Origin of the sequence: Brachybacterium sp. SW0106-09 (genome assembly GCF_001293905.1) — a bacterium.
GTDB lineage: Bacteria > Actinomycetota > Actinomycetes > Actinomycetales > Dermabacteraceae > Brachybacterium > Brachybacterium conglomeratum.
Window position 1 is genome coordinate 1 of record NZ_BCAK01000057.1, and the last position, 22,620, is coordinate 22,620.

A 22,620-nucleotide genomic window follows, 5' to 3' on the forward strand; every position below is an offset into this window, starting at 1 on the left:
CCTGGTCGAAGCCTGTCGTCGGCGGCATGGCCGCGTCCTGTGGGGAGTCGACGGGAACTTGGTCGCACGCCCGGCCCGTATGGCGGGGAGTGCCTGCTGGCTGCGTCCGCGGGACGAGCAGGGTGTACACGGTGCGAGAACCATGTCGGCGACCCGTCGGTGTCGAAGCGCGGTCTCGCCTGCGCGAGTGCCCAGGCGGAGGCGCTGGTAGGCGCCGCTCTATCGACGGGTCCGGCATCCGGGGCGAGGAGCCGAGAGCCTCGTTCTCAGAGGTGGGCGGCAGCGGCCGGGCCGATGGGACCAGGGTCGATGACGACCAGGGAGGCGAGTTCGATGCGGTGGCGAGGTCGGGCCGTGTCGCTGCGGGCGAGGTCAGTTCGCGGTAGCGGTAAGGTCGTTCAGGAGTGCACGGACGCGGGCGTCGATGTCGTCTCGCACCAGGCGCATGCGCTCCATCCCTTCGATGCCCCGCTGGGAGGGCTCATCGGTGTGCCAGGTGGTGACCGGCGCGGTCATCCCCTCGATGGGTTCGATGACGGCTTCGCCGCCGATGACGATCACGTGGTCGACGCTGCGCAGCAGCTCGGAGGTGACCGGCTGCGGGACGGCGGAGGACATGTCCGCGCCGACCTCGGCGATCGCCTCCGCGGACTGGGCATTGATGGCGGTGCCGGGTCGGGTGCCGGCGGAGTGCACCTCGACGGCATCTCCGGCGTGGTGGCGCATGAGGGCGGCCGCCATCTGGGACTTGCCGCCGTTCTTCACGCACACGAACAGGACTGTGGGGCGTTTTGCGGTCATGGTGACTCGATCTCTCTGCTGGTTCATCGGGTAGGAACGGTCGCGTCGCCGGGGAAGAGCCGGCGGCCCATCGCGAGAGCGACGTAGACGAGGGCGACGAGGACCGGGACCTCGATCAGGGGGCCGACGACTCCGGCGAGGGCCTGGCCGGAAGTGACGCCGAAGGTGCCGATGGCGACGGCGATGGCGAGCTCGAAGTTGTTGCCCGAGGCGGTGAACGCGACGGTCGTGGACTTCGCGTAGTTCAGGCCGATCGCCCGGCCGAGCAGGAATGACCCCAGGAACATCACCACGAAGTAGACCAACAGCGGCAGAGCGATGCGGGCCACGTCTCCCGGGGCGGAGAGGATCGCGTCGCCCTGGAGAGCGAACAGCAGCACGATGGTGAACAGCAGGCCGTACAGCGCCCAGGGGCCGATCTTCGGGAGGAACCGCTCCTCGTACCAGGTGCGACCCTTCGCCTTCTCCCCGAGGATGCGGGTCAGGAACCCGGCGACCAGGGGGATCCCGAGAAAGATCAGCACGCTGAGGACGATCGCGCCGATCGAGAACTCGGCCGACGTGGTCGGCAGCCCCAGCCACGACGGCAACGCCTGGAGGTAGAACCAGCCCAGGGCTCCGAAGGCGATCACCTGGAAGACGGAGTTGATCGCGACCAGTACGGCGGCAGCTTCGCGGTCACCGCAGGCGAGGTCGTTCCAGATGAGCACCATCGCGATGCAGCGCGCGAGGCCCACGATGATCAGGCCGGTCCGGTACTCCGGCAGGTCGGCAAGGAAGATCCACGCGAGGCCGAACATGAGTGCCGGTCCGACGAGCCAGTTCAGCACCAGCGAGGTCACCAGCAGGCGTCGGTCAGCTCCGATTCTCCGGGTCTCGTCGTAGCGGACCTTCGCCAGGACCGGGTACATCATCACCAGCAGCCCGATCGCGATGGGCAGGGACACAGACCCGATCTTCACCGCCTCCAGCGCGGTGTTCAGGCCGGGGACGAACCGCCCCAGCAGGAGTCCCACGGCCATGGCGGCCAGGATCCATACCGGGAGCCAGCGGTCGAGGAAGGGCATCTCCTTCATCACGCGCGGCTGCTCCACGTCCTTGGTGGTCGTACTCATCAGTGCTCGGTACCTTCCATCGACGGTGTTCGATGAGTACGCTATGTTCCACATCGATGACTGTCAATGTAAGGTGAGGGCATGACCACGACGACCCAGACTGTTGCTGCCGGGATCAAGGAGAGCGCCGCGTCCGACGAGTGCTGCACGCTGTCCGCCGGGCCCGTCGACATCGTCGACGCCGAGCGGATCGCGTCCCTGCTCAAGGCGCTGTCCGACCCCACGCGGCTCCGGCTCCTCTCCCACGTCGCCGCCCAGGGCTGCGAGTCGGTCTGCGCGTGCGATCTCACCGAGCCGCTCGGCATCAGTCAGCCCACCGTCAGCCACCACATGAAGAAGCTCGTCGACGCCGGCCTGCTCACGCGCGAGCAGAAGGGCCGCTGGGCCCACTACTCCGTCGTCCCGTCAGCCTTTGCTGAACTCCGCGCCTTCCTCGATATCGCCTGATTCCCTACTGCCTGCTTTGGAGAACCCCATGACCGCGCGCCCCAGTGTCCTGTTCGTCTGTGTCCACAACGCCGGCCGCTCGCAGATGGCGGCGGGATGGCTGCGTGAACTCGCCGGCGACCGCATCGAGGTCCGCTCCGCCGGTTCCGCGCCCGCCGACTCGATCAACCCCGCGGCAGTAGAGGCGATGGCGGAGGTCGGCATCAACATCTCCCACCAGGCCCCGAAGATCCTCACCCCCGAGTCCGTCCAAGCCTCCGACGTCGTCATCACCATGGGATGCGGCGACGCCTGCCCGATCTACCCCGGCAAGCGATACGAGGACTGGAAGCTCGAGGACCCAGCCGGCAAGGACGTCGCGGAAGTCCGCGCGGTGCGCGACGGGATCCGTACCCGCATCGAGGAGCTCATCGGCAGCTTGCTGTCCCGCGAGCCACTCGACATTCCAGTCCAAGGTTGAGGAAAGCCGAGCGCACGTGTGACTAGGGCTTCTGGAGACACCGTCCCCAAGGAACAGATGCCGACTCGTCTCGAACCCCTCTTGACAGCAACGCTGACAGCGACGCGATGGTGTCCGTCGCGCTTCGTGTAGCAGTACGAGCCCTCTGACCTGCTTGTACACGCTCTGCGGCCGATGCTCTGGCGGACTTTCAATCCGCTAGCCGTGGGTTCGATCCCCACCGGGCCCACCATCGGGGGAACGTGACATCGACGTCGGCCACGAATGCCCTCAGACCCGGCGGAGCCCGTGCTTCGCGCGGTTCTCCCGGCGCTGACGACGCAGCTCCCGCGCCCAGTGCGGGTACATCCCCTCCGGCAGCGGGACTGCCGAGATCTGCGTGATGAGCAGTGCGAGGAACAGCGGGATCGACAGCAGGGCCGCCGGGATCCGGAGGAGACCGTCGGCGACGGGGAGAGCCGCCAGGGCGAAGCACAGGCAGAGGCCCGCGAGGGCGGGCCAGCCCAGCACCGTCATGCGCTCCTGGGACGTGCGAGGGAACATCCCGTCCCCCATCCAGCGTCGCGCTGTCGCGCTGCGGCCGAGCCTCCGCCAGATCACGTACACGACGATCGCCAGCGCGATCATCACGGCAGCGAGAGCGAGCAGCAGGTAGGGGATCATCCCAGCAGTCTGCCAGCCGTCCGGAGAGGGTTCGCGATCGCGGACGCGATGCGGATGGGGAGTCCTCCCCATTGCCGATGTCGGGCACGGGCAGAATGCTGGGGGCGATCACGACGAGATGCGGAGGAACGAGCACGTGGGCTTCTACGGGATGGACACGGCGGAGACCGAGGCCTTCGGCGAGCTGCTGGGCACCGACCGGGAGAGGATCTCGTCACGGATCGACGAGCTCGCCGGGGTCATCGCCGGGCTCGACGGCTTCTGGCGCGGCCCGGATGCCTCGGCCTTCTCCTCCACCTGGGAGTCCCTGCGCGGTGGTGCCATCACCTCGGCGCTCGACCGCCTCGAGACGATGCGCATGGAGCTGCGGGATCACATCGAGGAGCAGGACACGGCCTCCGGAGACAGCGAGTCGGTGCCCGCCGGACGCGGAGCCGGGGGCGAGGCCGCGGGCGATGACTCCGGGGGGCTCCCCTCGTTCCCGGGCGCGTTCCTGCCCAACGATTGGGAGGACGCGCTCGGTCAGGGGATCGGGGCGCTGGGGACCGGGCTCGACGCGCTCGGCGAACGTCTCCCGAGCTATCTGTACGAGACCCGGGCGGCGGACATCTTCGCCCGAGGCGGCGAGGATGCCCTGGTCCCATTCCTCAAGAACGCGGACATGTTCCGCGTCGCCGGCGAGGTCGCGGGCCCTATCGGCGACGTCGTCGGGGGAGTCGCAGCAGGGTGGGATCGTTGGGAGGCCGACGCATCGGATCCGAGCCTCAGCGACGGCGAGCGATGGGGCCGGGCCCTCCTGGACGGCGGTGCCAACATGGGCGGAGCCATGGGTGGAGCTGCTGCGGGGGCGGCGATCGGCAGCGTCGTCCCGGGCGTCGGCACGGTGATCGGAGGCGTGGTCGGCGGTATGATCGGCGGCTGGGCCGGCGGCGGCCTCGCGAACTGGGGCGTCGATGCGCTGCTCGACTGAGCGGAGCGGGACGGTCCGGCGCGGGACGACGGGAGGGTGCATGACGGACTCGGGCACTCGACGTGAGATCGCCTTCGTGGAGGGGATCCCGGAGGTCGCGCTGTCGTTCGAGGTCCCCGGGAGCTGGAGCCCGGAGCCCGGCGGCGGCACGGTCGCCCTGGCCGCCTTGAGTCCGAAAGAGGTCTCCGGCCCTTTCATGGACAACGTGGTCGTGACGATCGAGCGGCTCGACGAGGGCATGCCGACCGCTCTCGAGCTCGTGCACGGCGCGATGCGTCTCTGGATGAACGGCGTCGTGCAGGACCTCCACGTCATCGACGAGCGCCCGCTGCCCTTCGCGGGCCGGGACGGGATGTTCCTGGCGTACCTCCAGACGACCGAGCAGCAGGTCTCGGTGATCACCCGTCAGTGCATCACCGTCGTCGCCGATGTCGTCGTCGGGGTCTCGCTCACGTCGTTCCCGTTCCGCGACGCCGAGGCCGAGGAGCTGTTCGAGGACGTCCTGGCGTCCTGCGCGCTGACGACGACGGAGGAGGCAGGGCGATGATCGAGGTCTCCTCGGACGGCACCACGTTCCGCGGCACGGAAGTGGAGATCAAGCAGCTGCATCGTCGACTCGCCGCGGCAGTCGACTCGCCGGCCCCGGCGCAGCTCGTCGGAACCGACGTCGACCGTGCGGAGCGGGTCCGGGCCGAGCTCGTGGCCGCGATGGGGGCGGCGATCTCGTCACCCGTCTTCGCGCTCGGCCTGGACGTCTCAGGTCCCGGAGGGCTCCAGACCCACTCGTTCGTCGTCGGGCGGGACGGGATCGTGGTCCGACTCAGCCCTGTGCGCGACGGGGACGTCGAGCTCAGCGCCTTTCCCATGACGCTGCTCCCCGGAGCGATGACCCGAGTGGTCCGCTTCCTCCCCGGCCGCCCGCCAGCACACGACGCGCCCGCCCTGGGGTTCGCGCCCCAGGCCGTCGTGGACCTCACGGATCCGGCGCCTGACGTGCGCAGAGATGCCTGGGACGGCGTGCGACCCGTGCTCGAGGGGGCGGGTTACCCGGGGAGCGAGGACTCGTCCTGGCAGATGGTGCAGTCCCGAGCGACATGGACGCGCACGGATGGTCGGACGGCCGACGAGTTCTCGGTGCATCTGCGCTGGGAATCCCACTATTTCGTCGTGGTCGAGAGTGAGACCCAGGTCGACCTGGTGCCGGTGCCCTCGATCACCGCATGGGAGGCCATGGTGCAGGTGCTCCCCGGCCCTGCGGAGATCGCCCGACCGGCCTGAGGCTCGCGGACGGCGCGTCCCCCTTGCCGGCATGGGGAGGACTCGAACTCCCCGAAGCGTGCTCTCGCCAGGGAGCCGTGGGCGCCATCCGATGCTCTGGGGAGAGACATCATCCACAGAGCGTGCTCCTACGGCCGTTCGGGTGACGAATCCACCTCGCGTCGTGGAGCACTCTCCTCCGCGGCGTCTTCGGGAACGCTCGAGAGGCGGCACGATGATGCCGACAGGGCCGACGCGCGATGCAGCGCCGGTGATCGTGTACCTCCCCGTGACTCCGCTGGCCGTCGTCGTGTCGATCGAGGTCGCGCGGAATCGCTCAGCGAACGGTCCTGCTGTGCCGTGGCGCCCGCCGCGGGTCCCGAGCGGCCCCGCCGACGTCCTGCGAGTGTCCATACTGGCCCGATGGACAGCCGCCCCTGCACCGCCGCAGATCTGACGGTCCTGACCGAGAAGTGGCCCGTCCCGGGAGGCGTCCACGAAGCGCATGCGTCGAATGCGGCGCACGGCTCCTCGGACTACCTCGTGGCATGGCGCGACGGTGAGCCCCTCGGCTCCGCGGTGATCCGGTGGACCGGATTCGTCGGCGCCGAAGGGCGAGTCGCGCATCCCGACGCCGTGGAGATCTGCCATCTCCAGGTCCGGCCGGAGCATCGGGGGAGAGGCGTGGGGACCGCCCTGATCGCCGAGTCCGACCGACGTGCCGAGGAGCGCGCCCGCGCTCGAGGCCGGCTCGTCGCGAGTCGCCCTTCGACGATCACGACGGCGGCCCACAGGGCGAGCGATCGGAGGAGTCGGATACCGTTCTACTCCCGTGGCTCGCAGCCAGTTCGCGCGCAGCGACACCGCGTCGGCCAGCAGCTCCTGAGCCCCACGGCCACCGCGCCACCGACACGAAGAGGACACGTCATGCGATTCGCGCTGCTGGGCACCGGTCGGATCAGCGGATGGTTCGCCAGGACCTGCCACGACTCCGGCATCGCCGAGCCCGCGATCGTGTATTCGCGCTCGCAGGAGCGGGGCGAGGAGTTCGCGCGTTCCCACGACATCGCCGCCTGGAGCGATGACCTCGACGCGATCCTCGCGGATCCGGAGATCGACGCCGTCTACGTCGCGAGCCCCATCCCCGCGCACGCCGCCCAGGTGCGCCAGGCGCTCGCGGCCGGCAAGCACGTGCTCTGCGAGAAGTCGCTCGCGGTGGACCTGGCCGAGGCGGAGGAGCTGGTCGAGGCCGCGAAGAAGGCGGACCGCGTCCTGCTCGAAGCAGTGCGCCACATCCACGACTCGGCGATGGAGACCATCCGTGCTCACCTGCCGGAGCTCGGCCGGATCTGGAGCGCCTCTTTCGAGATGATCCAGTACTCCAGCCGCTACGACGCCTTCCGCTCCGGCACGGTCCTGAACGCCTTCAACCCGGAGCTCGGCATCTCCGCCCTCGCGGACGTGGGCATCTACCCGCTGCACGCGGCCGTCCAGCTGTTCGGCGCCCCCCGCCGCACCGCCGCGATGACGCTCAGCCTTCCCAACGACTTCCAGGCCAGCGCCACTGTGCTGCTGGACTGCACCAGCACCGTCGTGACCTGCCGCTACTCGAAGGTCACGCACGGTGTCACCCCCAGTGTGATCGAGGGCGAGGACGCGACGATGACCATCGACAAGATCGCTGAGCCGTCCGAGATCGGCCTCCACTACCGCGACGGCCGCACCCGCACCCTCATGTCCGTCCCGGCGCGGCGCCCCGGCGACACCATGGCCGGCGAGCTGGAGGTCTTCGCTCAGCTCGTCGAGGCGCACGACGTCGACCACCGCTTCCACGCGCAGACCCTCGCGGTGCAGGCGATCGTCGACGAGATCACCGCACAGGCCGGAGAGAGCGCCCCGCCCGTGCGCTGACCTATGCGATCACGGGGTCGGGGCCCGGCCCTCGACGCTCCCCGAGGGCTCCTGCCACGCGGGCGCGCGACCCTATGCCCGTCGGCCTCCGAGGTCGATGGGCACCTCTCCCCATGCCCCGAAGGTTGTGACCCGCGTCGCGCCGTGCCTAGGTTCGAGGGTGCCGACGTGGGGGAACGATCCGGCGACGGCGCCGTCCGACGCACCCGAGATCCTTGAGGGGACGAAGAACGATGACCACCACCAAGCTCACGCACCGACTGGCCGGCGGGGCCGCGGCCTCGGCGCTCGCCGTCGCGGGCATGGCCGTGCTCGCCCAGCCCGCGCAGGCTGCCGCACCCGGCACCACCACCGACCAGCTCACCATCCGCTCCGGCACCAGCACGGGCTCCGCCGCTCTCGGCACGATCCCCGCCGGCACCACCCTCGACCTCGAGTGCCAGACCGCGGGGGAGGCCGTGCAAGGCACCTACGCCAGCGAGTACTGGGCCAAGGTCAGCTACGACGGCGTGGACGGCTACATCTCCCGCGCCTACGTCACCGTCCCCGACGCCGCCGGCCTCGGCGAGTGCGGCGGCGGCGATCCCGCCCCCGAGGACCCGGGCCTCTCCGCCGACCGCCAGGAGGTGCTCGACCGCGGCCAGACCTGGGTGGACCGCAACGTGCCCTACTCCATGGAGGCGTACACGAACGGTCCCGACGGCCGCCAGTACCGCACCGACTGCTCCGGCTTCGTCTCGATGGCGTACGGCCTGGACACCAGCTACTCCACGGTGACGCTCACCGAGCACTTCACCGAGATCCCGAAGGACGACCTGCAGCCGGGCGACATCATCGGCAATCTCGGCCCGGGCTCCGGCGGCGCCGCCGGTCATGTCGTCATCTTCACCGGCTGGACCGACGACTCCAAGACCTCCTTCACCGTCATCGAGCAGGCCGGCGGCGTCGGCGGCGTCGCGCGCACCCACACCTGGGGCACCGACTTCTGGAACCAGAACGCCTACCGATACAACGGCTTCTGAGCCCCGCCCCTCCGGCTAGGCTCGCGAGCGGGGGAGTGCAGCAGCACTCGCACGCACCACGCACGTGAGAGGGGCACGCATGTCGCAGCCGAACCAGCCCGACGACGGCCAGGGGAACGGGACCGGCCACGGACAGGGAGGCACGGGGCAGGACGGGGGAGCGTACGGCGACGGCATGACCACGCCCGCAGCCGCACCGCCGCCCGGTCCCGCCCCGTCACCTGGTCCTGCTCCGTCGGCCGGTCCCTCCCCGTGGGCGGGGCAGGGGCCGACGGCGGGGACGGAGCCCTCGACGGCTCCGCCCTCCTCGCCCGGGCCTCCGCCGTGGAGCGGCTCCGCCCCGTCGGCCGCGCCCGGGCCGTGGGGATCCTCCGCGCCCTCCGCCCCGGGCCCGTCGTCCGGCCCCGGCTCGCCCGCTCCCGGCGCCGTGGCCGTCGCCGGCCAGCAGACCCTGTCGGCCGCGCAGGCGACCGCCACGCTGCGGAAGGTCGGGATCGGCACCCCGGTGCCCACCCTCGTCACCGGTGCGCTCGCCTATCTCGTCGCCCTCCTCGCGGCGCTGGTCGTGATCGTCTCGGCGGTCCTCGCCGTGCTCACCGCCGACACCGGCGCGAGCACGGACCCGACAGGCGGCGCGGCCGCCCCGGCCACCGACGACGCCGGATTCGCGGGGATCATCGGCCTGCTCGGGATCCCGTTCCAGCTGGTCGCCCTCGCGAGCTTCGGCTCCTACGACGCCGCGCTGCAGATGGGCTTCCTGGGGAGCCTCTCCCTGAGCTGGCGCGGCCTGCCGCTGCTGATCACCGCGGCGATGACCGTCTTCGCCTTCCTCGCAGCGCGCACCGCCCAGCGGCGATGGAGCTCCAACGGGCCGCTCGGCGCGCTCCTGTGGTCCGGCCTCTCCGGTCTCGGCGTCGCCCTGGTCGCGCTGCTGGTCACACGCCTGACCGCGTTCTCGATCGAGGACCCCGCGAACGGCCTCTCCCTCTCGATGCACGCCGCCGGGGCCGACATGTTCTTCGGCACCTGGGCACTGATCACCCTGCCGCTCCTGCTCGGCCATCTCGCGGGGATGCGCAAGCCCGACTGGTGGCCGCTGGTCGCCGACCTCGCCGCCGCGCCCCGCCTCGTGCTCGTCCACGCCCTCGCCTTCGCCGTGCCCGTCGGCCTCCTCGCCCTCGCGGCCGGGACGATCGTGCAGATCGTCGACGGGGAGGGACGCTCCGTGCTCGGCGCACTGCTGGCGCTGCCGCTGTGGGGACCGACCGCTCTCGCGCTCCTGCCGGGCCTCGGGATGCTGGTCGTACCGGTGCGCGCCTCCGTGCGGGGAGACGTGGGCGACCTCGGGCTGGGAAGCGGCATCACGCCGCAGAGCGGCACGCAGAGCCTGTGGTTCGTCGACCTGCCCTGGTACGCGTGGCTGCCGATGGTGCTGATCGCGCTGCTCGTGCCGCTGCTGATCGCTCTGCTGTGGCACCGGGACCGGGAGATCCCGGCCGGGAACGTGATCGCGCAGGTCACCTCCTGGGCGGCGCTGCCGCTCGCCTACACCTTCTGCTCGCTGGTGCTGCTGGCGCTGGTGCACGTGCGGATGGACGCCGAGATGGGCTTCCTCGGCGCGATGGGCGTCTCGATGTCCCTGGCCGCTTGGCTGCCGGTGGTCGCGTTCTTCCTCGGCCTCGCCGTCGAGGTGATCGCGCGCTTCGGCGCTCCCTTCGTGGACCGCTTCGTGCCCGGCCCGCTCGTGAACTGGTTCCGCCGCTCGGCGCGGGCGCGCCGCGCCGATTCGGCCGCCCCGGCCGCGCCCGTCGGGGAAGATGGACGGTCGTGGACGGCATCGAGCGCAGCTCCCCGCACCGGGGACGGGAGGAACGAGGGATGACAGGTCAGGAGCAGGGACAGCAGGGCGGGGCCGGGCTGGAGGCGATCGGCGAGGACCGCGCCGCCGGCTCCGAGGCGTACTTCGTCCCGGTCGGCCCCGACACCTACCTGCCCAGCGAGCACGCGGGCGGCGCGTGGAGCGACGACGAGCTGCACATCAGCCCCGTCGGCGCCCTGCTGGTGGAGCATCTCGAGCGCTGGCGGGCTCAGCACGCCGACCCCGACAAGGTGCTCGGACGGATCTCCATCGACATCCTCGGCCAGCTCCGCCGCGGGCCGATCGAGCTGTCCACCCGCATGCTCCGCCCCGGCCGCACCATCGAGCTGCTCGAGACCACCGCCGTGATCGCCGGGCGCGAGACGCTCCGCGCCCGCAGCTGGGTGATGTCCGCGCAGGAGACCGCCGAGGTCGCCGGCACCGAGCTGCCGCCGCTGCCCGGACCCGAGGGACTGCCCGAGCGGAGCATGGCGGAGGACTGGACCGGCGGCTTCATCCACAGCATCAGCCTGCGCGACGCCGAGCCGAAGCGGCCCGGACGCGGCCGCAGCTGGCTGCGCGCCGAGCATCCCCTGATCGAGCGCGAGGAGGTCGGCGAGCTCGCCACCTTCCTCATCCCCGTCGACGCCTCCAACGGCATCGCGGTGCGCGCGACGCCGCGCGAATGGATGTTCCCGAACCTCGACCTCACCATCCACCTGATGCGCCGGCCGACGGGCCGCTGGCTGGGACTGGACACCACCGTCTCCTTCGGCCCCACCGGACAGGGGCTGACCAGCTCGGTCCTGCACGATCAGGAGGGACCGCTCGGCTCGGTGCAGCAGACGCTCACCGTCCGCCCCATCCCTCGCGAGGCGTGATCGGACACCTGTCGGTGGTATGTTCTGCGGGATCATCGACGCGTGTCCGCCGCTCCTGCGGCTCGGCCGCTGCCCGGGGCCGACGGGCCCGCAGCAGAGCGCGTCACCGCTGGACGACATGCACGTCGCCGAACGAAGAGGTCATCTTTGGACACCGCTGAGCTCACCGGAACCTGGGACATCGATCCCGGACACACGCGCATCGGCTTCGCCACCCGGCACGCCATGGTCACGAAGGTGCGCGGCGCCTTCAACGACGTGAGCGGCCGGGTCGTCGTGGACGGGGAGGACGCCGACGCCTCGACCGCGACCGTCACCGTGCAGATGGCCAGCATCGACACGCGCAACGCGCAGCGCGACGAGCACCTGCGCAGCGCGGACTTCTTCGACGTCGAGAACCACCCGGAGATGACCTTCGCCTCGACCCGCATCGAGGAGGTCGACGAGAACGCCTACATGGTCACCGGCGACCTCACGATCCGGGACACGACCCGCTCGGTCGGCATCCCGTTGCGCTTCGTGGGCATCGACACCGACCCCTTCGGTAACGTCCGCGCCGGCTTCGAGGGCACCCGCCGCCTCGACCGCCGCGAGTGGGGCATCACCTGGAACACCCCGCTGGACTCCGGCGGCCTGCTGGTCAGCGACAAGATCCAGCTCGAGTTCGAGCTGTCCCTGATCAAGCAGGGCTGAGCCGGACACGCGCGGTGCGATGAGCGGGCGGCGCCGGGGAACGGCGCCGCCCGCTCACGCATACCCTGACTGCCATGCCGCACCTGCTCTGCCTCGACCTGGGGACCTCCGCCGCGAAGGGCGCGCTCCTGGACCTGGACGGCGCCGTCCATCGCCGGTCGGAGGCCCCGTACCCCACCCGCCACGCGGCCGACGGGATCGCGGAGCAGGACCCCCGCGACTGGGAGCGCGCCGCCCGTGCCGTGATCGTCGAGCTGCTGGAGGCGGCGCCCGACGCGAAGGCGTCGGTTGATGGCGCGGCGCCAGCGCCCGTGCCCGCGCCGGACACGGCGCTCGACGTCGAGGTGGCGGCGGTCGTGCTCACCGGGCAGATGCAGGACCTCGTCCCCGTCCCGCGTTCGGGTGCCGCGAGCTTCGCGATCCTCTACTCCGACACCCGCGCGGGCGCCGAGGCGGAGGAGCTGCGCGCCGCGCTCGCCGCGGACGGCGTCTCCTGGGACGCGCTCACCGGCAACCTGCAGGACGCGACCAGCTGCGCCGCGATGCACCTGCGCCTGCTCCGCACGGCCCCGGAACAGCTCGCGGACCTGCAGGGCGTCGTGTTCGGCCCGGCCGGATATCTCGTGGCGCGGATGGGGCTCGGGCTCTGGTGCGATCCGACGACCGCCGCGACGACGGGATTGCTCCAGGCCCGCACTCGCGACTGGTCGCCTGCAGTCGCCCGCGCCGCCGGGCTCGATCCGGCTCTGCTGCCCGCGCTGACCGGTGCGGCGGGTCTGGTCGTGGGACACGCCGGCGCGGAGGCGACGGCGCTGCTGGGCGTGCCGGACGGGCTGCCCGTCGTGCTCGCCCCGGGAGATGCGGGCGCCACGACCTGCGGGATCGTCGGCCTCGCGCCGGGCGACGCCTACGTCTACCTCGGCACCAGCGGATGGCTCGCCTCGGTGCTGCCCGGGACCGGGACGTCGCCGACGGGGGCACAGGACGCTGGCGGGGAGCGCGACGAGGACGAGCCCGACGGCGTGGAGTCGGCCGGCGCGGGGCCTGTCAGTGAGGGGTCAGCCGGTGAGGAACCCGCCGGCGTCTCGCACCACCTCGCTCTCGGAGCGTCGTCGGCGACCGCCGAGCCCCCGATCCTGCGGATCTCCGCGCTGCTCTCCGCCGGCGCCGCCGCGGACTGGGCCCGGCAGGCTGTCCTCGACGGCGCGGACCCGGCCCGGGCCGATCAGCTGCTCGAGGCGCGGGAACAGGAGCGCGGCCGCGGTCCGAGCGGGCTGCTCGCCCTGCCCTCGATCGTGGGGGAGCGGTTCCCGGTCCGGGACGCGAGCCTGCGCGGCGCCGTGCTGGGGATCGACGCGGGGACCCGGGGCATCGATCTGTACGCCGCGATGCTCGAAGGCGTCGCGCACGGACTCGCCCACGGGCTCGAGTCCGTGGCCGAGTCCTCTCCTCGTCCGCTGCCCGTGACCGGGGGCGGCGCCGCCTCCGCGCCCTGGCTGCGGATCCTCGCCGACGTCACCGGCCGACCCGTGCGCACCGTCGACGGGACCGACGCCGCACTGCTCGGCTGCGCCCTCGTCGCCGCGGAGGCGCTCGGCCTGGACCACGCTCTGGTCCCGCTCGGCGCCCGACAGGAGGCGGCGACGATCGACCCCCACCCGTCGGCCGCAGCGCAGCACGCCGCGCTGCGGCCCGCTCACCGTGCTCTGTACGACGCGGCCGCGCGGGTGCAGCGGCTCCGCTGAGACGACGCCGGTGCGCCCGCTCGGACGGCGCCGTCGCGCGGGTGCGGAGGCGACGGTGCAGTCTCTCGGGCGTAGCGGTATCGCGGGTGGCGCGGGCGCACGCATGCGGGGATGGGGGGATGACGGCTCGGGCACGAGTGTCAGAAGAGATGCCGAGCAGCCTGCGTCAGTCGAGGCAGAACTCGTTGCCCTCCGGGTCGGTCATCACGATGAAGCCGCCGCTCATCGGCGGTTCGGGCTCGTGGCGCCGCACCCTCGTCGCGCCGAGCGGGACGAGCCGCTCGCACTCCGCCTCGAGCGCCGCCATCCTCGCCTCACCCTCGAGGCCGGGCGCGGCTCGCACATCGAGGTGGACGCGGTTCTTGGCGACCTTCTCCTCAGGAACGCGCTGGAAGAACAGCCGCGGCCCGGCCCCCTCGGGATCCTCCAGTGCGGAGACGTCGTTCCGCTCGGATGCCGGCACGCCCAATCCGTCCAGGAACTCGTCCCACGCGGCGAGCGCGTCATGGCCCGTCGTCGGGTCGAACCCCGGCGGGCCCGGATGCACGTAGCCGAGCACCTCCTTCCAGAACATCGAAAGGCTGCCCGGGTCGCGGGCGTCGAAGGTGACCTGGAACGTGGCGCTCATGGGGACTCCGTCGTCGAAGGGGAGAGCAAGGGGCACTGACGCAGTGATCGTGTCCGGGTGGAAGGACGGATCCTGTCCTCAGAGATGAGCCGAAGCCGAAGCCCGAGCCGAGGCCGACGTCGAGCCCGGGGCCTGAAGCGGAGCCGGAGCGGGCACGGTGCCGCTCAGTTCACCTGCGCGGCCTCGTTCGCGCGGGCGAACTCCTCGTCGGTGACCGGATCGAGCCAGGTGACCGTCTCGCCGTCCTCGTCGGCCTCCTGCGCGGCGATGTGCGCCATCCGCGTCCCGGCCATCGCGCCGTGCCAGTGCTCCTCGAGGGGCGGGATCCAGACGGTGCGACCGGGCTCGAGGGTCTGCACATCCCCCGCCCGCGTCACCACCAGGCCCACGCCTGCGGTGCCGTACAGGGTCTGGCCGCGCGGGTGGGTGTGCCAGTGGGTGCGGGCGCCGGGCGCGAAGTGGACGTGGGCCATCGCGAGGCGGGACCCCTCCGTGGGGCCGCGCAGCGCCTCGTGGAGCACGGAGCCGGTGAAGGCGTCGGCCGGCGCCTGGGCGGACTGGGGAACGGGGAGCTTCTGCATCAATGCCTCCTCGGCGAGCGGTGGTCCCCATGAGATACCGGACGGGCGCGCAGGGGCAAGGGTGTGGACGCCTGGGCCGGTCCGGAAAACGGATCGTTCCTCCACAGGGAATTCTGGAGGGAATTGCTGCTTCGCGGTGATGTGGAGGAACGGTCGGTGCGGGAGGCGGGGGAGTGGTGGGAACGGTGTGCATCCAAGCGTGCAGGTCATAGACGTTCGAAGTGTGTCGGCGCCGACGTGTCGTGGGCTCTTCTCCCCGTGTCGGGAGAATCGTGCTTCGGCGCTGTCCACAATTTCCGTCGGGCCTTTCCTCTGTCAGGGGTGCGCGGGAGGATGGGGCCATGACAGCGACGACGTCCCCGCAGCCCGCCCCGGAGCAGCACGCTCCGGAGCAGGTGCTCGCCGAGCTGCATGCGGGCGGTCCGTCCGCGCTCGCAGAGCTCCTCGGGGACGTCGACCACCTGCTCACCTCCCTTGCGATCGACCCGCAGAAGATGTTCGAGGTCGGCGCTCGGCCGCGGCAGGAGATCAAGAACCTGCTGGACATGATCCACGGCGCACTCAGCTCCCTCGCGGCGCTCGAGGCCCGCACCCTCGTCGCCTTCGCCGAGGCGCATCTCCGCGACCGGATCGACGCGGCACGGGACGACGTCGCCCACGAGGACGACTTCCTCCCGCCGCTCGAGCAGCTCATCCGCCAGTCCGATCGACGAGCCTCGGCCGACATCACCCTCGCGACCCACCGCTCTCCCGCCACCGCGAGCTCCAGCCTGGCCGCAGCCCGCCGACTCGTCGGCTCCATGCCGCGCATGCTCTCCGCACTCGGCCGCGGCGCGATCACACCTGCCGTCGCGTATGCCGCGGCCACCACCTCCGCCCCGCTGACCGACCAGCAGCGCCGCGACGTGGACCAGGTGCTCCACGAGCGCCTGCCCGAGATGGAGGGCGCCGGCGTCAAGGCCTGGCGAGGAGCGGTCGTGGCCGCCGTCGGCGAGCTCGACCCCGACGGAGCCGCGAGCCGGCACCTGATCGCCCGCCGCTCCCGCCACGTCACCCTCACCCCGGGCGAGCACGGCATGGCGACCCTCAGCGCTCACCTCCCCGCCCTCGACGCGAAGCGGGTCCACAAGCGGCTCTCCCTCGAGGCCGAGCGACGCAGGTCCGAGGGGGACCGGGAAGGCCACGGCGCGATCATGGCCGATGCGCTGGTCGCGACCCTGCTCAGCCGGGACAGTGGGCTCGAGCTCGAGACCCTCGACGTCGGCGTGATCATCACCGACCGGGCCCTGCTCGCTCCCGAGCACGGCGACGCGGCGTACATCGAGGGATACGGCCCGGTGCCCGCCGAAGCCCTGCGCGCCGAGCTGCGCGCAGCCCTCGCCGCACCGGAGGACCCAGCCTGCGACCGCTACGGCCCTGACGGGCCCTCGATCAGAGCAGTGCTGCGGAAGCTGTTCCAGCACCCCGCCCGCGGGGAGATCGTCGCCGTCGAGTCGAGAGCCCGCGAGTTCCCGCGGGCCCTGAAGCGCTTCCTGCACCTGAGAGATGGTCGCTGCCGCGCCCCGTACTGCGACGCGCCAGTGCGCCAGTACGACCACATCGTCCCGCACAGCCGCGGCGGTGCGACCAGCCTCGACAACGGCCAGGGGCTGTGCGGACACGACAACCCCGGCAAGGAGGACGCCTACGCGACCGTCGAGCGCCTCGGAGACCAGGCCGCCGACGGCCACCAGGTGGAATGGACGAGTCACAGCGGGGCGAGCGTCGTCCGACGGGCCCCGCGCCTCGGGCCGACCGCCTTCGTGGTGATGCCCGACGACTCGCAGGCACGGGAAGCGACAGCGGCGGGCAGGCCGGAAGGCGCCGGCGGATCCGACGGGGAGCCGCTCGAGACCAGCGGTCTCGCCGACGGGGAAGAGGGCGGGATCAGCGGGACCGCGGACGCGGAGGCCTGCACCATGACCCGCCCGATGAGCGCTCAGGTGCTCACTCGCACGATCCCGACCCGCCCCGTGCGGGCAGCGGGCCCCTCCGGACAGAACAGCCCGCAGGCACCCGCGCCCGGCAGGATCCCTCACGACGAGGGGCGATCCGGGAGGTCATCCACGGGATCGCCCCTCGCCGCGAGAGTCCGCCGGCCTCAGCCCGCCGAGCGCCGCAGCCAGGCGGTCGTCGCGCCCGGCAGCAGGATCTCGTCGTCCTCGCCGCCCTCGAGCGGGCTCGAGGCGATCAGCACCTCGCCCTCCGGCAGCGCGACCGGCGCCACGCCGAAGTTCGTCACCGATAGCCAGCCGCCCGGACGCTCGAAGGCCAGCACCTCCTCGGTCGAGAGAGTCTCGTCCCAGGTCAGCGACTCCTCGGACTGCAGTTCGCGGCGCAGTCGCAGCGCGGCCCGGTACATCTCGAGCGTCGAGCCGCGCACCCCGTCCTCGGCCTCCACCGAGAAGTCCGCGAACCATGCCGGCTGGGGGAGGTGCGCACCGCCCGTGCCGAAGCCGAACGACTCACCGGTGCGCGTCCACGGCAGCGGCACCCGGCAGCCGTCCCGGCCCAGGCCGTCGAAGCCGCGGTCCTCGGCCGTGGTGCGCCAGAACGCGGGGTCCTGCCGCTGCTCGTCGGGGATCTCGGCGACCTCGTGCAGGCCCAGCTCCTCGCCCTGGTACAGGTACGCGCTGCCCGGCAGCGCGAGCTCGAACAGCGTCGCCGCCCGTGCCCGGCGCAGCCCCAGCGCACGGTCGATGCCGTCCTCGGGACCGCCCGCGAGCACCCACTCCGCGCCCTGCTTCACGTCCCTGCCGGCCCGCGGCGGCAGCCCGTACCGCGTCGCGTGGCGCACCCCGTCATGGTTCGAGAACACCCAGGTGGTGGAGGACCCGGTGACCTCCGACTGCGCGAGGTTGTCGGTGACGATCTCCCGGAAGTGCGCGGCGTCGAAGTCCGCCTCCATCAGGTCGAAGTTGAACGCCTGCCCCAGGCCCTCGGGGCTCGCGTACTTCGCGCGACGCTCCGCCGTCTCCACCCACGCCTCGGCCACCGCGATGCGCGGCGGATCGTAGCGGTCGAACAGCTCGCGCCACTCCGCATAGATCTGGTGCACGTCGTCCCGGTCCCACAGCGGATGCGTGCCGTCCTTCGGCATCTCCTTCAGCTCCGCCTTCGAGGGCAGCACCTCCGTCAGATCCTTCGCCAGGCCGTGGGCGACGTCGATCCGGAACCCGTCCACCCCGCGGTCCGACCAGAACGCGAGAGTGCGCAGGAAGTCCTCGTGCACCTCCGGGTGCTTCCAGTTGAAGTCCGGCTGCTCGGTCGCGAAGGAGTGCAGGTACCACTGCCCGTCCGGCACCCGCGTCCACGCCGGGCCCGAGAAGATCGAGGTCCAGTCCGCCGGCGGCTCCTCGCCGTCCTTCCCCCGCCCGTCGCGGAAGATGTAACGCTCGCGGGCGTTGGAGCCCTTCGGCGAGGCGAGCGCCTCCTGGAACCACTCGTGACGGTCCGAGGAGTGGTTCGGGACCACGTCCACGATCAGGCGGATCCCGACGCCGTGCAGCGCCGCGACCATCTCGTCGAACTCCTCGAGCGTCCCGATCCGCGGATCCACGTCGCGGTAGTCGTCCACGTCGTAGCCGCCGTCGGCCAGGGCCGAGGGGTAGAAGGGGCTCAGCCACACCGCATCCACGCCGAGCTTCTGCAGGTACGGCACGCGGGAGATGATCCCGCGCAGGTCGCCGATTCCGTCGCCGTTGCCGTCCGCGAACGACCGCGGATAGATCTGGTAGACGGAGGCCTGACGCCACCAGTCGGCGTCGGCCTGCAGCGCGGCGGGAAGGTTCTGGGGGACGGTGGTCACGATGGGGGATCCTCCGGTCGAGCGGGTGTGGTGGTGAAGGGGCTGGGTCACTTGATCGCGCCCTGGGTGAGGCCCGACATCACCCAGCGCTGTGCGAACAGGTACACGATGATCGCGGGGGCCATCGCCATCAGGTACGACGCGAAGGCCACGTTGTAGTTGTTGCTGAACTGCGTCTGGAACATGTTCTGCAGCACCGGGACGGTCTGCAGCGCCGGGTCGGAGATGATCAGCGAGGGCATCATGAAGTCGTTCCACGACTGGATGAAGGCGAAGATCCCGACGGTCGCGCACATCGGTCCCAGCAGCGGCAGGATCAGACGCCAGAACACCCGCCAGGTGCCGGCGCCGTCCATCCGCATCGACTCCTCGAGCTCGAGCGGGATGGTGCGCAGGAACGCGGTGAGTAGCAGCGTGTTGAACGCCATCGCGAAGGCGACGTGCAGGATCGCCACGCCCAGCGGGTTGTCCAGCCCGAGAATCCCGGTGAGCTGGATCTGCGGCAGCGCCACCACCGGGAACGGGATGAACATCGCCGCCAGCAGGTAGAAGAACGACCAGCGGAACAGCCGACGGTCCCAGTTGCGCACGATCGCGTACGCCGCGAGGGATGAGATCACGATCTCCCCGGCCACCGCGACCACGGTGATGAACAGCGAGATCGCGAAGGCGCGCGGGAAGTTCGTCAGGCTCCACGCCTCCGCGAAGCTCGACAGGGTCAGCGGCGAGGGGAGGCTGAACGCATTGCCGTCGACCGCCTGCTCGGTGGTCTTCAGCGACATGTTCACGGTGACGAAAAGCGGCACCAGCACGGTGAGCGCGCCGAGGATAAGCAACGCGGTCGTCGTGACGTCCACGCGGTCGCGGCCCACCCGACCGCGTCGGCGGCGGCGCGGAGTCGGGGCGGTGCTCGAGGACGAGCCCGAAGGCGAGCCGGAGGACGAGGCGGGTGCGAGGGGTGCGGCGGTCGACATGTTCAGAGCACCGTCCTTCCACGGGTGAGGCGGAGCTGGAGGCCCGCGAGCGCGATCGAGATCAGGAAGAACACCATGGCGTTGGCCATCTGGTAGGCGTAGTCCCCGCCATCGAAGCCGCGGAAGATCGACATCGCGACCGAGCGGGTGGCCACTCCCGGCCCACCGTCGGTGAGGCCGACGATGATGTCGTAGGCGTTGAGGTAGTTCTTGAAGCCGAGGATCGTGTTGATGACGACGAAGCCGGAGACCAGCGGCAGCGTGATGTGCCACAGGCTCTGCCGTCCCGTCGCGCCGTCGATCGAGGCCGCCTCGTACACATCGGCAGGGATCGTGACGAGCCCGGCGATGTAGATCAGCATCGTCGCGGGGATGGACTGCCAGGCCGTCACGATGACGATCGCGACCCATGCCCAGTCTTCGTTCGCCAGGATCGAGACCGACAGCGCCTCGGAGCCGAGCGCCTCGCCGAGCATCGGCACGGTGTTCGCGAACAGGTACTGGAACACGAACGCGATGACGATCCCCGAGATCACCATCGGGATCACGTAGATCGTGCGCAGCGCCGCGGTGAAGCGGATCCGGGAGTTCAGCCCGAGCGCCAGCAGGAACGCCAGCGCGTTCACGAGCACGACGGTGACCAGCGCGAACCCGAGGGTGAACAGGTAGGAGTCCAGGATCCCCTGGTCGCGGAACATCGCGATGTAGTTCCGCAGCCCGATGACGTCCCAGTCCCCGAACCCGATCGAGTTCGTGAAGCTGTAGGCGAAGCCGAGCACGGCCGGGAGCGTCACCGCGAGGGTGAACAGCGCCAGCGCCGGCAGGAGGAACAGGTGGTAGAGAGGGTCGGTGCGGCGGCGCGAGGGGCGCAGGACGGAACCGCGCCCGGTCGCCGGGGCGTCCGAGGCCGCGCCGTCCGCGGTCCCGGGCTCGCGCGTCGGTGTCGTCGTCGACATCGGTGCTCCTTGTCGTGGGGTCGTCATGCGCTCACTCCCGGAAGGCCAGGCGGGCCCAGTCGGCGTCCATGCGGGCCAGGACCGGTTCGGGGTCGGCGCCGCCCGCGATCGACTGGATGTAGTTCTCCGCCGGGATCGAGCGGGGGATGAACTGCGAGGCGCCCATGTAGAAGCGGCCCTCGTCGTAGTACCGCTGCATCTCGGCGATGCGGTCGTCGGTGACGGGCGGGGCGTCGGTCCTCGTGCCGAAGGCGAGGAACTCCGCGTTGTAGGGGTCCTGCACCTCGGGCCGCATCAGGAACTGCGCGAGCTCGCGCGCACCCTCGGGGCTGCTCGCCGCCTCGGGCACCCACAGCGACAGGTCGATGTTCACGCGCACCTTGAGATCGGCGGGGTCGTCGGTCATCGGCAGCGGGAAGGTGCCCAGCTCGACGTCCGTGCCGGCCTTCGCGATCTCGCCGAGCGCCCAGGGGCCCTGGAAGTACATCGCGCCCTTGCCCTGGGCGACTGCGGTGTTGCCGTCGCCGTAGCCGCGGTTGGGGGCATCGGGGTTCACGAACGCGAGCAGCTCGCCGAGGCGCTGCATCGGCTCGAGCAGGGTGCGCTGGAAGGAGACCTCGGAGTCGGGGCCGACGTCCTCGCCGATCTCGTCCATCCGGCGGTAGAACTCCCGCACGTCCACGAGCCCGCCGACGGTGTAGTCGAACAGCCCCTGCGCCACCGTCCATGCGTCGAGGAAGGTCGCGTAGATCGGGATGACGTCCGCGGCCTGCAGCGTCTCGCACACCGCGAGCAGCTCGTCCCAGGTGGTGGGGACCTCCAGGCCGTGCTCGTCGAAGATCCGCCGGTTGTAGATCACAGAGGCGGCGGTGACGGAGTAGGGGAGCACGCTGGTGCGGCCCTCGTAGGTGGGATACCAGTCGGCGAGCTCGGCGACGTCCTCGCGGGTCTGCCCGGCCACGGGGAGGTCGGAGAGGTCCGAGAGCGCCCCGCGCTCCATGAAGCGCCCCATCTCGAGGTTGTAGTTCAGGCAGCCGAGGTCCGGCGGGCTGTTGCGCACGAAGCTCGCCGAAAGGTTCGTGGCGATGTCGTGCTGGACCGAGAACCGGCTCTGTGCCTGCGAGAACTCCCCGGCGCGCTGCGAGAAGAAGGGGATGGCCTCGGGCTTGGACTGGTAGAGCGTCAGCTGCGAGCTGCCGCCGCCGGTGCCGCAGGCGGAGAGGGCGGAGGTGGCGAGGGCGGCGCCCGCGCCGGCGAGCACGCCGCGTCGCGAGGGCCGCGTCGGCGCGTGCCGCGCGTGCCGGCTGATCGAGGATGACACCATCGTCTCCTTGGAGGGGAGCGGAGTCGCCGCAGTGATGCGACGGTAGTTACGCTAGAGGTTATATTTACGACCTATCGAAAGTATGGAGGGGGTGGTCCGGACATGTCAACACCGCCGCGAACCGGGGAGAAGTCCCAGGTCGGAAAGGTGCGGTCCGCCGACCGCGGGGTCAGCTCACCCCAGCTGATGCGTCGGGCGAACCGCCAGGCGCTCCTCCAGCACGCCCTCGCGGCCGAAGCCTTCACCGCGGCCGACGCGATGGCCGCCACCGGGCTCACCCGCGCCACCGTGCTCGGCGTGTGCGCCGAGCTCGAGCAGGCCGGATGGCTCGAGGAGGCCCCCGCCGAGCGCGACGGCGCCGCCCCGCGGGGCCGCCCCGCCCGCCGCTTCTCCCTGCGCGCGCGGGCCGGGATCCTGCTCGCCGTCGACGCCGGCCAGCACACCCTCGCTGCCCGCGCGGCGGACCTGCGCGGCCGCGAGCTGGCCG

The 22,620-nt window shown here is 71.3% G+C and carries 20 protein-coding genes and 3 pseudogenes; 14 read left to right on the top strand and 9 right to left on the bottom strand.

The window, feature by feature from the left end; all coding sequences use genetic code 11:
• Nucleotides 1-372: 372 nt before the first annotated feature.
• Nucleotides 373-801: a low molecular weight phosphatase family protein gene (locus Y09_RS15480; RefSeq protein ID WP_053918768.1), complete on the bottom strand. Its 429-nt coding sequence runs from the start codon at nt 799-801 to the stop codon at nt 373-375.
• A 23-nt stretch (nt 802-824) separates the two neighbouring features.
• Nucleotides 825-1,916, bottom strand: a complete 1,092-nt coding sequence (arsB, locus tag Y09_RS15485) for an ACR3 family arsenite efflux transporter (protein ID WP_053918769.1) — start codon at nt 1,914-1,916, stop codon at nt 825-827.
• A gap of 81 nt (nt 1,917-1,997) precedes the next feature.
• Here arsB and Y09_RS15490 point away from each other — a divergent pair, with 81 nt between their 5' ends.
• The gene (locus Y09_RS15490; protein WP_053918770.1) at nt 1,998-2,363 is read left to right on the top strand and encodes a helix-turn-helix transcriptional regulator; all 366 of its coding nucleotides are present in this window, start codon (nt 1,998-2,000) and stop codon (nt 2,361-2,363) included.
• Between the two features lie 28 nt (nt 2,364-2,391).
• The gene (locus Y09_RS15495; RefSeq protein ID WP_053918771.1) at nt 2,392-2,823 is read left to right on the top strand and encodes an arsenate reductase ArsC; all 432 of its coding nucleotides are present in this window, start codon (nt 2,392-2,394) and stop codon (nt 2,821-2,823) included.
• 270 nt (nt 2,824-3,093) lie between these two features.
• Here Y09_RS15495 and Y09_RS15500 read toward each other — a convergent pair whose 3' ends face one another.
• Entirely contained in the window at nt 3,094-3,486 is a 393-nt protein-coding gene (locus Y09_RS15500; protein ID WP_053918772.1) for a hypothetical protein, read from the bottom strand.
• A gap of 118 nt (nt 3,487-3,604) precedes the next feature.
• Between Y09_RS15500 and Y09_RS15505 the strand changes: the two genes are divergently transcribed.
• From Y09_RS15505 to Y09_RS15545, 10 genes and pseudogenes are all read left to right on the top strand, one after another.
• On the top strand, nt 3,605-4,456 hold the full coding sequence (locus Y09_RS15505; protein ID WP_148639695.1) for a WXG100 family type VII secretion target: 852 nt from the start codon (nt 3,605-3,607) through the stop codon (nt 4,454-4,456).
• 40 nt (nt 4,457-4,496) lie between these two features.
• Complete coding sequence (locus Y09_RS15510; protein WP_053918774.1) at nt 4,497-5,003, top strand: hypothetical protein; 507 nt, start codon at nt 4,497-4,499, stop codon at nt 5,001-5,003.
• Nucleotides 5,000-5,734 (top strand): hypothetical protein, encoded by a 735-nt coding sequence (locus Y09_RS15515; RefSeq protein WP_053918775.1) that lies wholly within the window; start codon nt 5,000-5,002, stop codon nt 5,732-5,734. The genes Y09_RS15510 and Y09_RS15515 overlap by 4 nt, the downstream gene beginning before the upstream one ends.
• 402 nt (nt 5,735-6,136) lie before the next feature.
• Nucleotides 6,137-6,472, top strand: a pseudogene (locus tag Y09_RS18260) (GNAT family N-acetyltransferase); the annotation flags it as partial.
• 168 nt (nt 6,473-6,640) lie between these two features.
• Nucleotides 6,641-7,624, top strand: coding sequence for a Gfo/Idh/MocA family protein (locus tag Y09_RS15520; RefSeq protein WP_053918776.1), 984 nt, complete (start codon nt 6,641-6,643; stop codon nt 7,622-7,624).
• A 233-nt stretch (nt 7,625-7,857) separates the two neighbouring features.
• Nucleotides 7,858-8,646, top strand: coding sequence for an SH3 domain-containing protein (locus tag Y09_RS15525; protein WP_053918777.1), 789 nt, complete (start codon nt 7,858-7,860; stop codon nt 8,644-8,646).
• Nucleotides 8,647-9,073: 427 nt separating this feature from the next.
• Nucleotides 9,074-10,528 (top strand): hypothetical protein, encoded by a 1,455-nt coding sequence (locus Y09_RS15530; RefSeq protein WP_053918778.1) that lies wholly within the window; start codon nt 9,074-9,076, stop codon nt 10,526-10,528.
• Nucleotides 10,525-11,385 (top strand): thioesterase family protein, encoded by an 861-nt coding sequence (locus tag Y09_RS15535; protein WP_200716842.1) that lies wholly within the window; start codon nt 10,525-10,527, stop codon nt 11,383-11,385. Before Y09_RS15530 ends, Y09_RS15535 begins: the two co-directional genes overlap by 4 nt.
• Nucleotides 11,386-11,532: 147 nt before the next feature.
• Entirely contained in the window at nt 11,533-12,078 is a 546-nt protein-coding gene (locus tag Y09_RS15540) for a YceI family protein (RefSeq protein WP_053918779.1), read from the top strand.
• Nucleotides 12,079-12,152: 74 nt separating this feature from the next.
• On the top strand, nt 12,153-13,823 hold the full coding sequence (locus tag Y09_RS15545) for an FGGY-family carbohydrate kinase (protein WP_053918780.1): 1,671 nt from the start codon (nt 12,153-12,155) through the stop codon (nt 13,821-13,823).
• Nucleotides 13,824-13,989: 166 nt separating this feature from the next.
• On the opposite strand, the gene Y09_RS15550 is transcribed toward Y09_RS15545, so the two are convergent.
• Nucleotides 13,990-14,451: a VOC family protein gene (locus Y09_RS15550; protein WP_053918781.1), complete on the bottom strand. Its 462-nt coding sequence runs from the start codon at nt 14,449-14,451 to the stop codon at nt 13,990-13,992.
• 164 nt (nt 14,452-14,615) lie between these two features.
• Nucleotides 14,616-15,032, bottom strand: coding sequence for a cupin domain-containing protein (locus Y09_RS15555; RefSeq protein WP_053918782.1), 417 nt, complete (start codon nt 15,030-15,032; stop codon nt 14,616-14,618).
• A gap of 1,193 nt (nt 15,033-16,225) precedes the next feature.
• On the opposite strand from Y09_RS15555, the pseudogene Y09_RS18265 reads away from it, so the two are divergent.
• Nucleotides 16,226-16,657 (top strand): annotated as a pseudogene (locus Y09_RS18265) (HNH endonuclease); the annotation flags it as partial.
• Nucleotides 16,658-17,172: 515 nt separating this feature from the next.
• Here the strand turns inward: Y09_RS18265 and Y09_RS15565 are convergent.
• The 4 genes from Y09_RS15565 to Y09_RS15580 are packed head-to-tail and all read right to left on the bottom strand — an operon-like array spanning nt 17,173 to nt 22,133.
• Entirely contained in the window at nt 17,173-18,879 is a 1,707-nt protein-coding gene (locus Y09_RS15565; protein ID WP_053918784.1) for a glycoside hydrolase family 13 protein, read from the bottom strand.
• A 47-nt stretch (nt 18,880-18,926) separates the two neighbouring features.
• A complete protein-coding gene (locus Y09_RS15570; RefSeq protein WP_053918785.1) occupies nt 18,927-19,853 on the bottom strand; it encodes a carbohydrate ABC transporter permease in 927 nt (308 codons plus the stop codon).
• Nucleotides 19,854-19,855: 2 nt separating this feature from the next.
• A complete protein-coding gene (locus Y09_RS15575; protein WP_053918786.1) occupies nt 19,856-20,809 on the bottom strand; it encodes a carbohydrate ABC transporter permease in 954 nt (317 codons plus the stop codon).
• Between the two features lie 31 nt (nt 20,810-20,840).
• A complete protein-coding gene (locus Y09_RS15580; protein WP_053918787.1) occupies nt 20,841-22,133 on the bottom strand; it encodes an ABC transporter substrate-binding protein in 1,293 nt (430 codons plus the stop codon).
• A 147-nt stretch (nt 22,134-22,280) separates the two neighbouring features.
• Between Y09_RS15580 and Y09_RS15585 the strand changes: the two are divergent.
• A pseudogene (locus tag Y09_RS15585) lies at nt 22,281-22,620 on the top strand (ROK family protein); the annotation flags it as partial.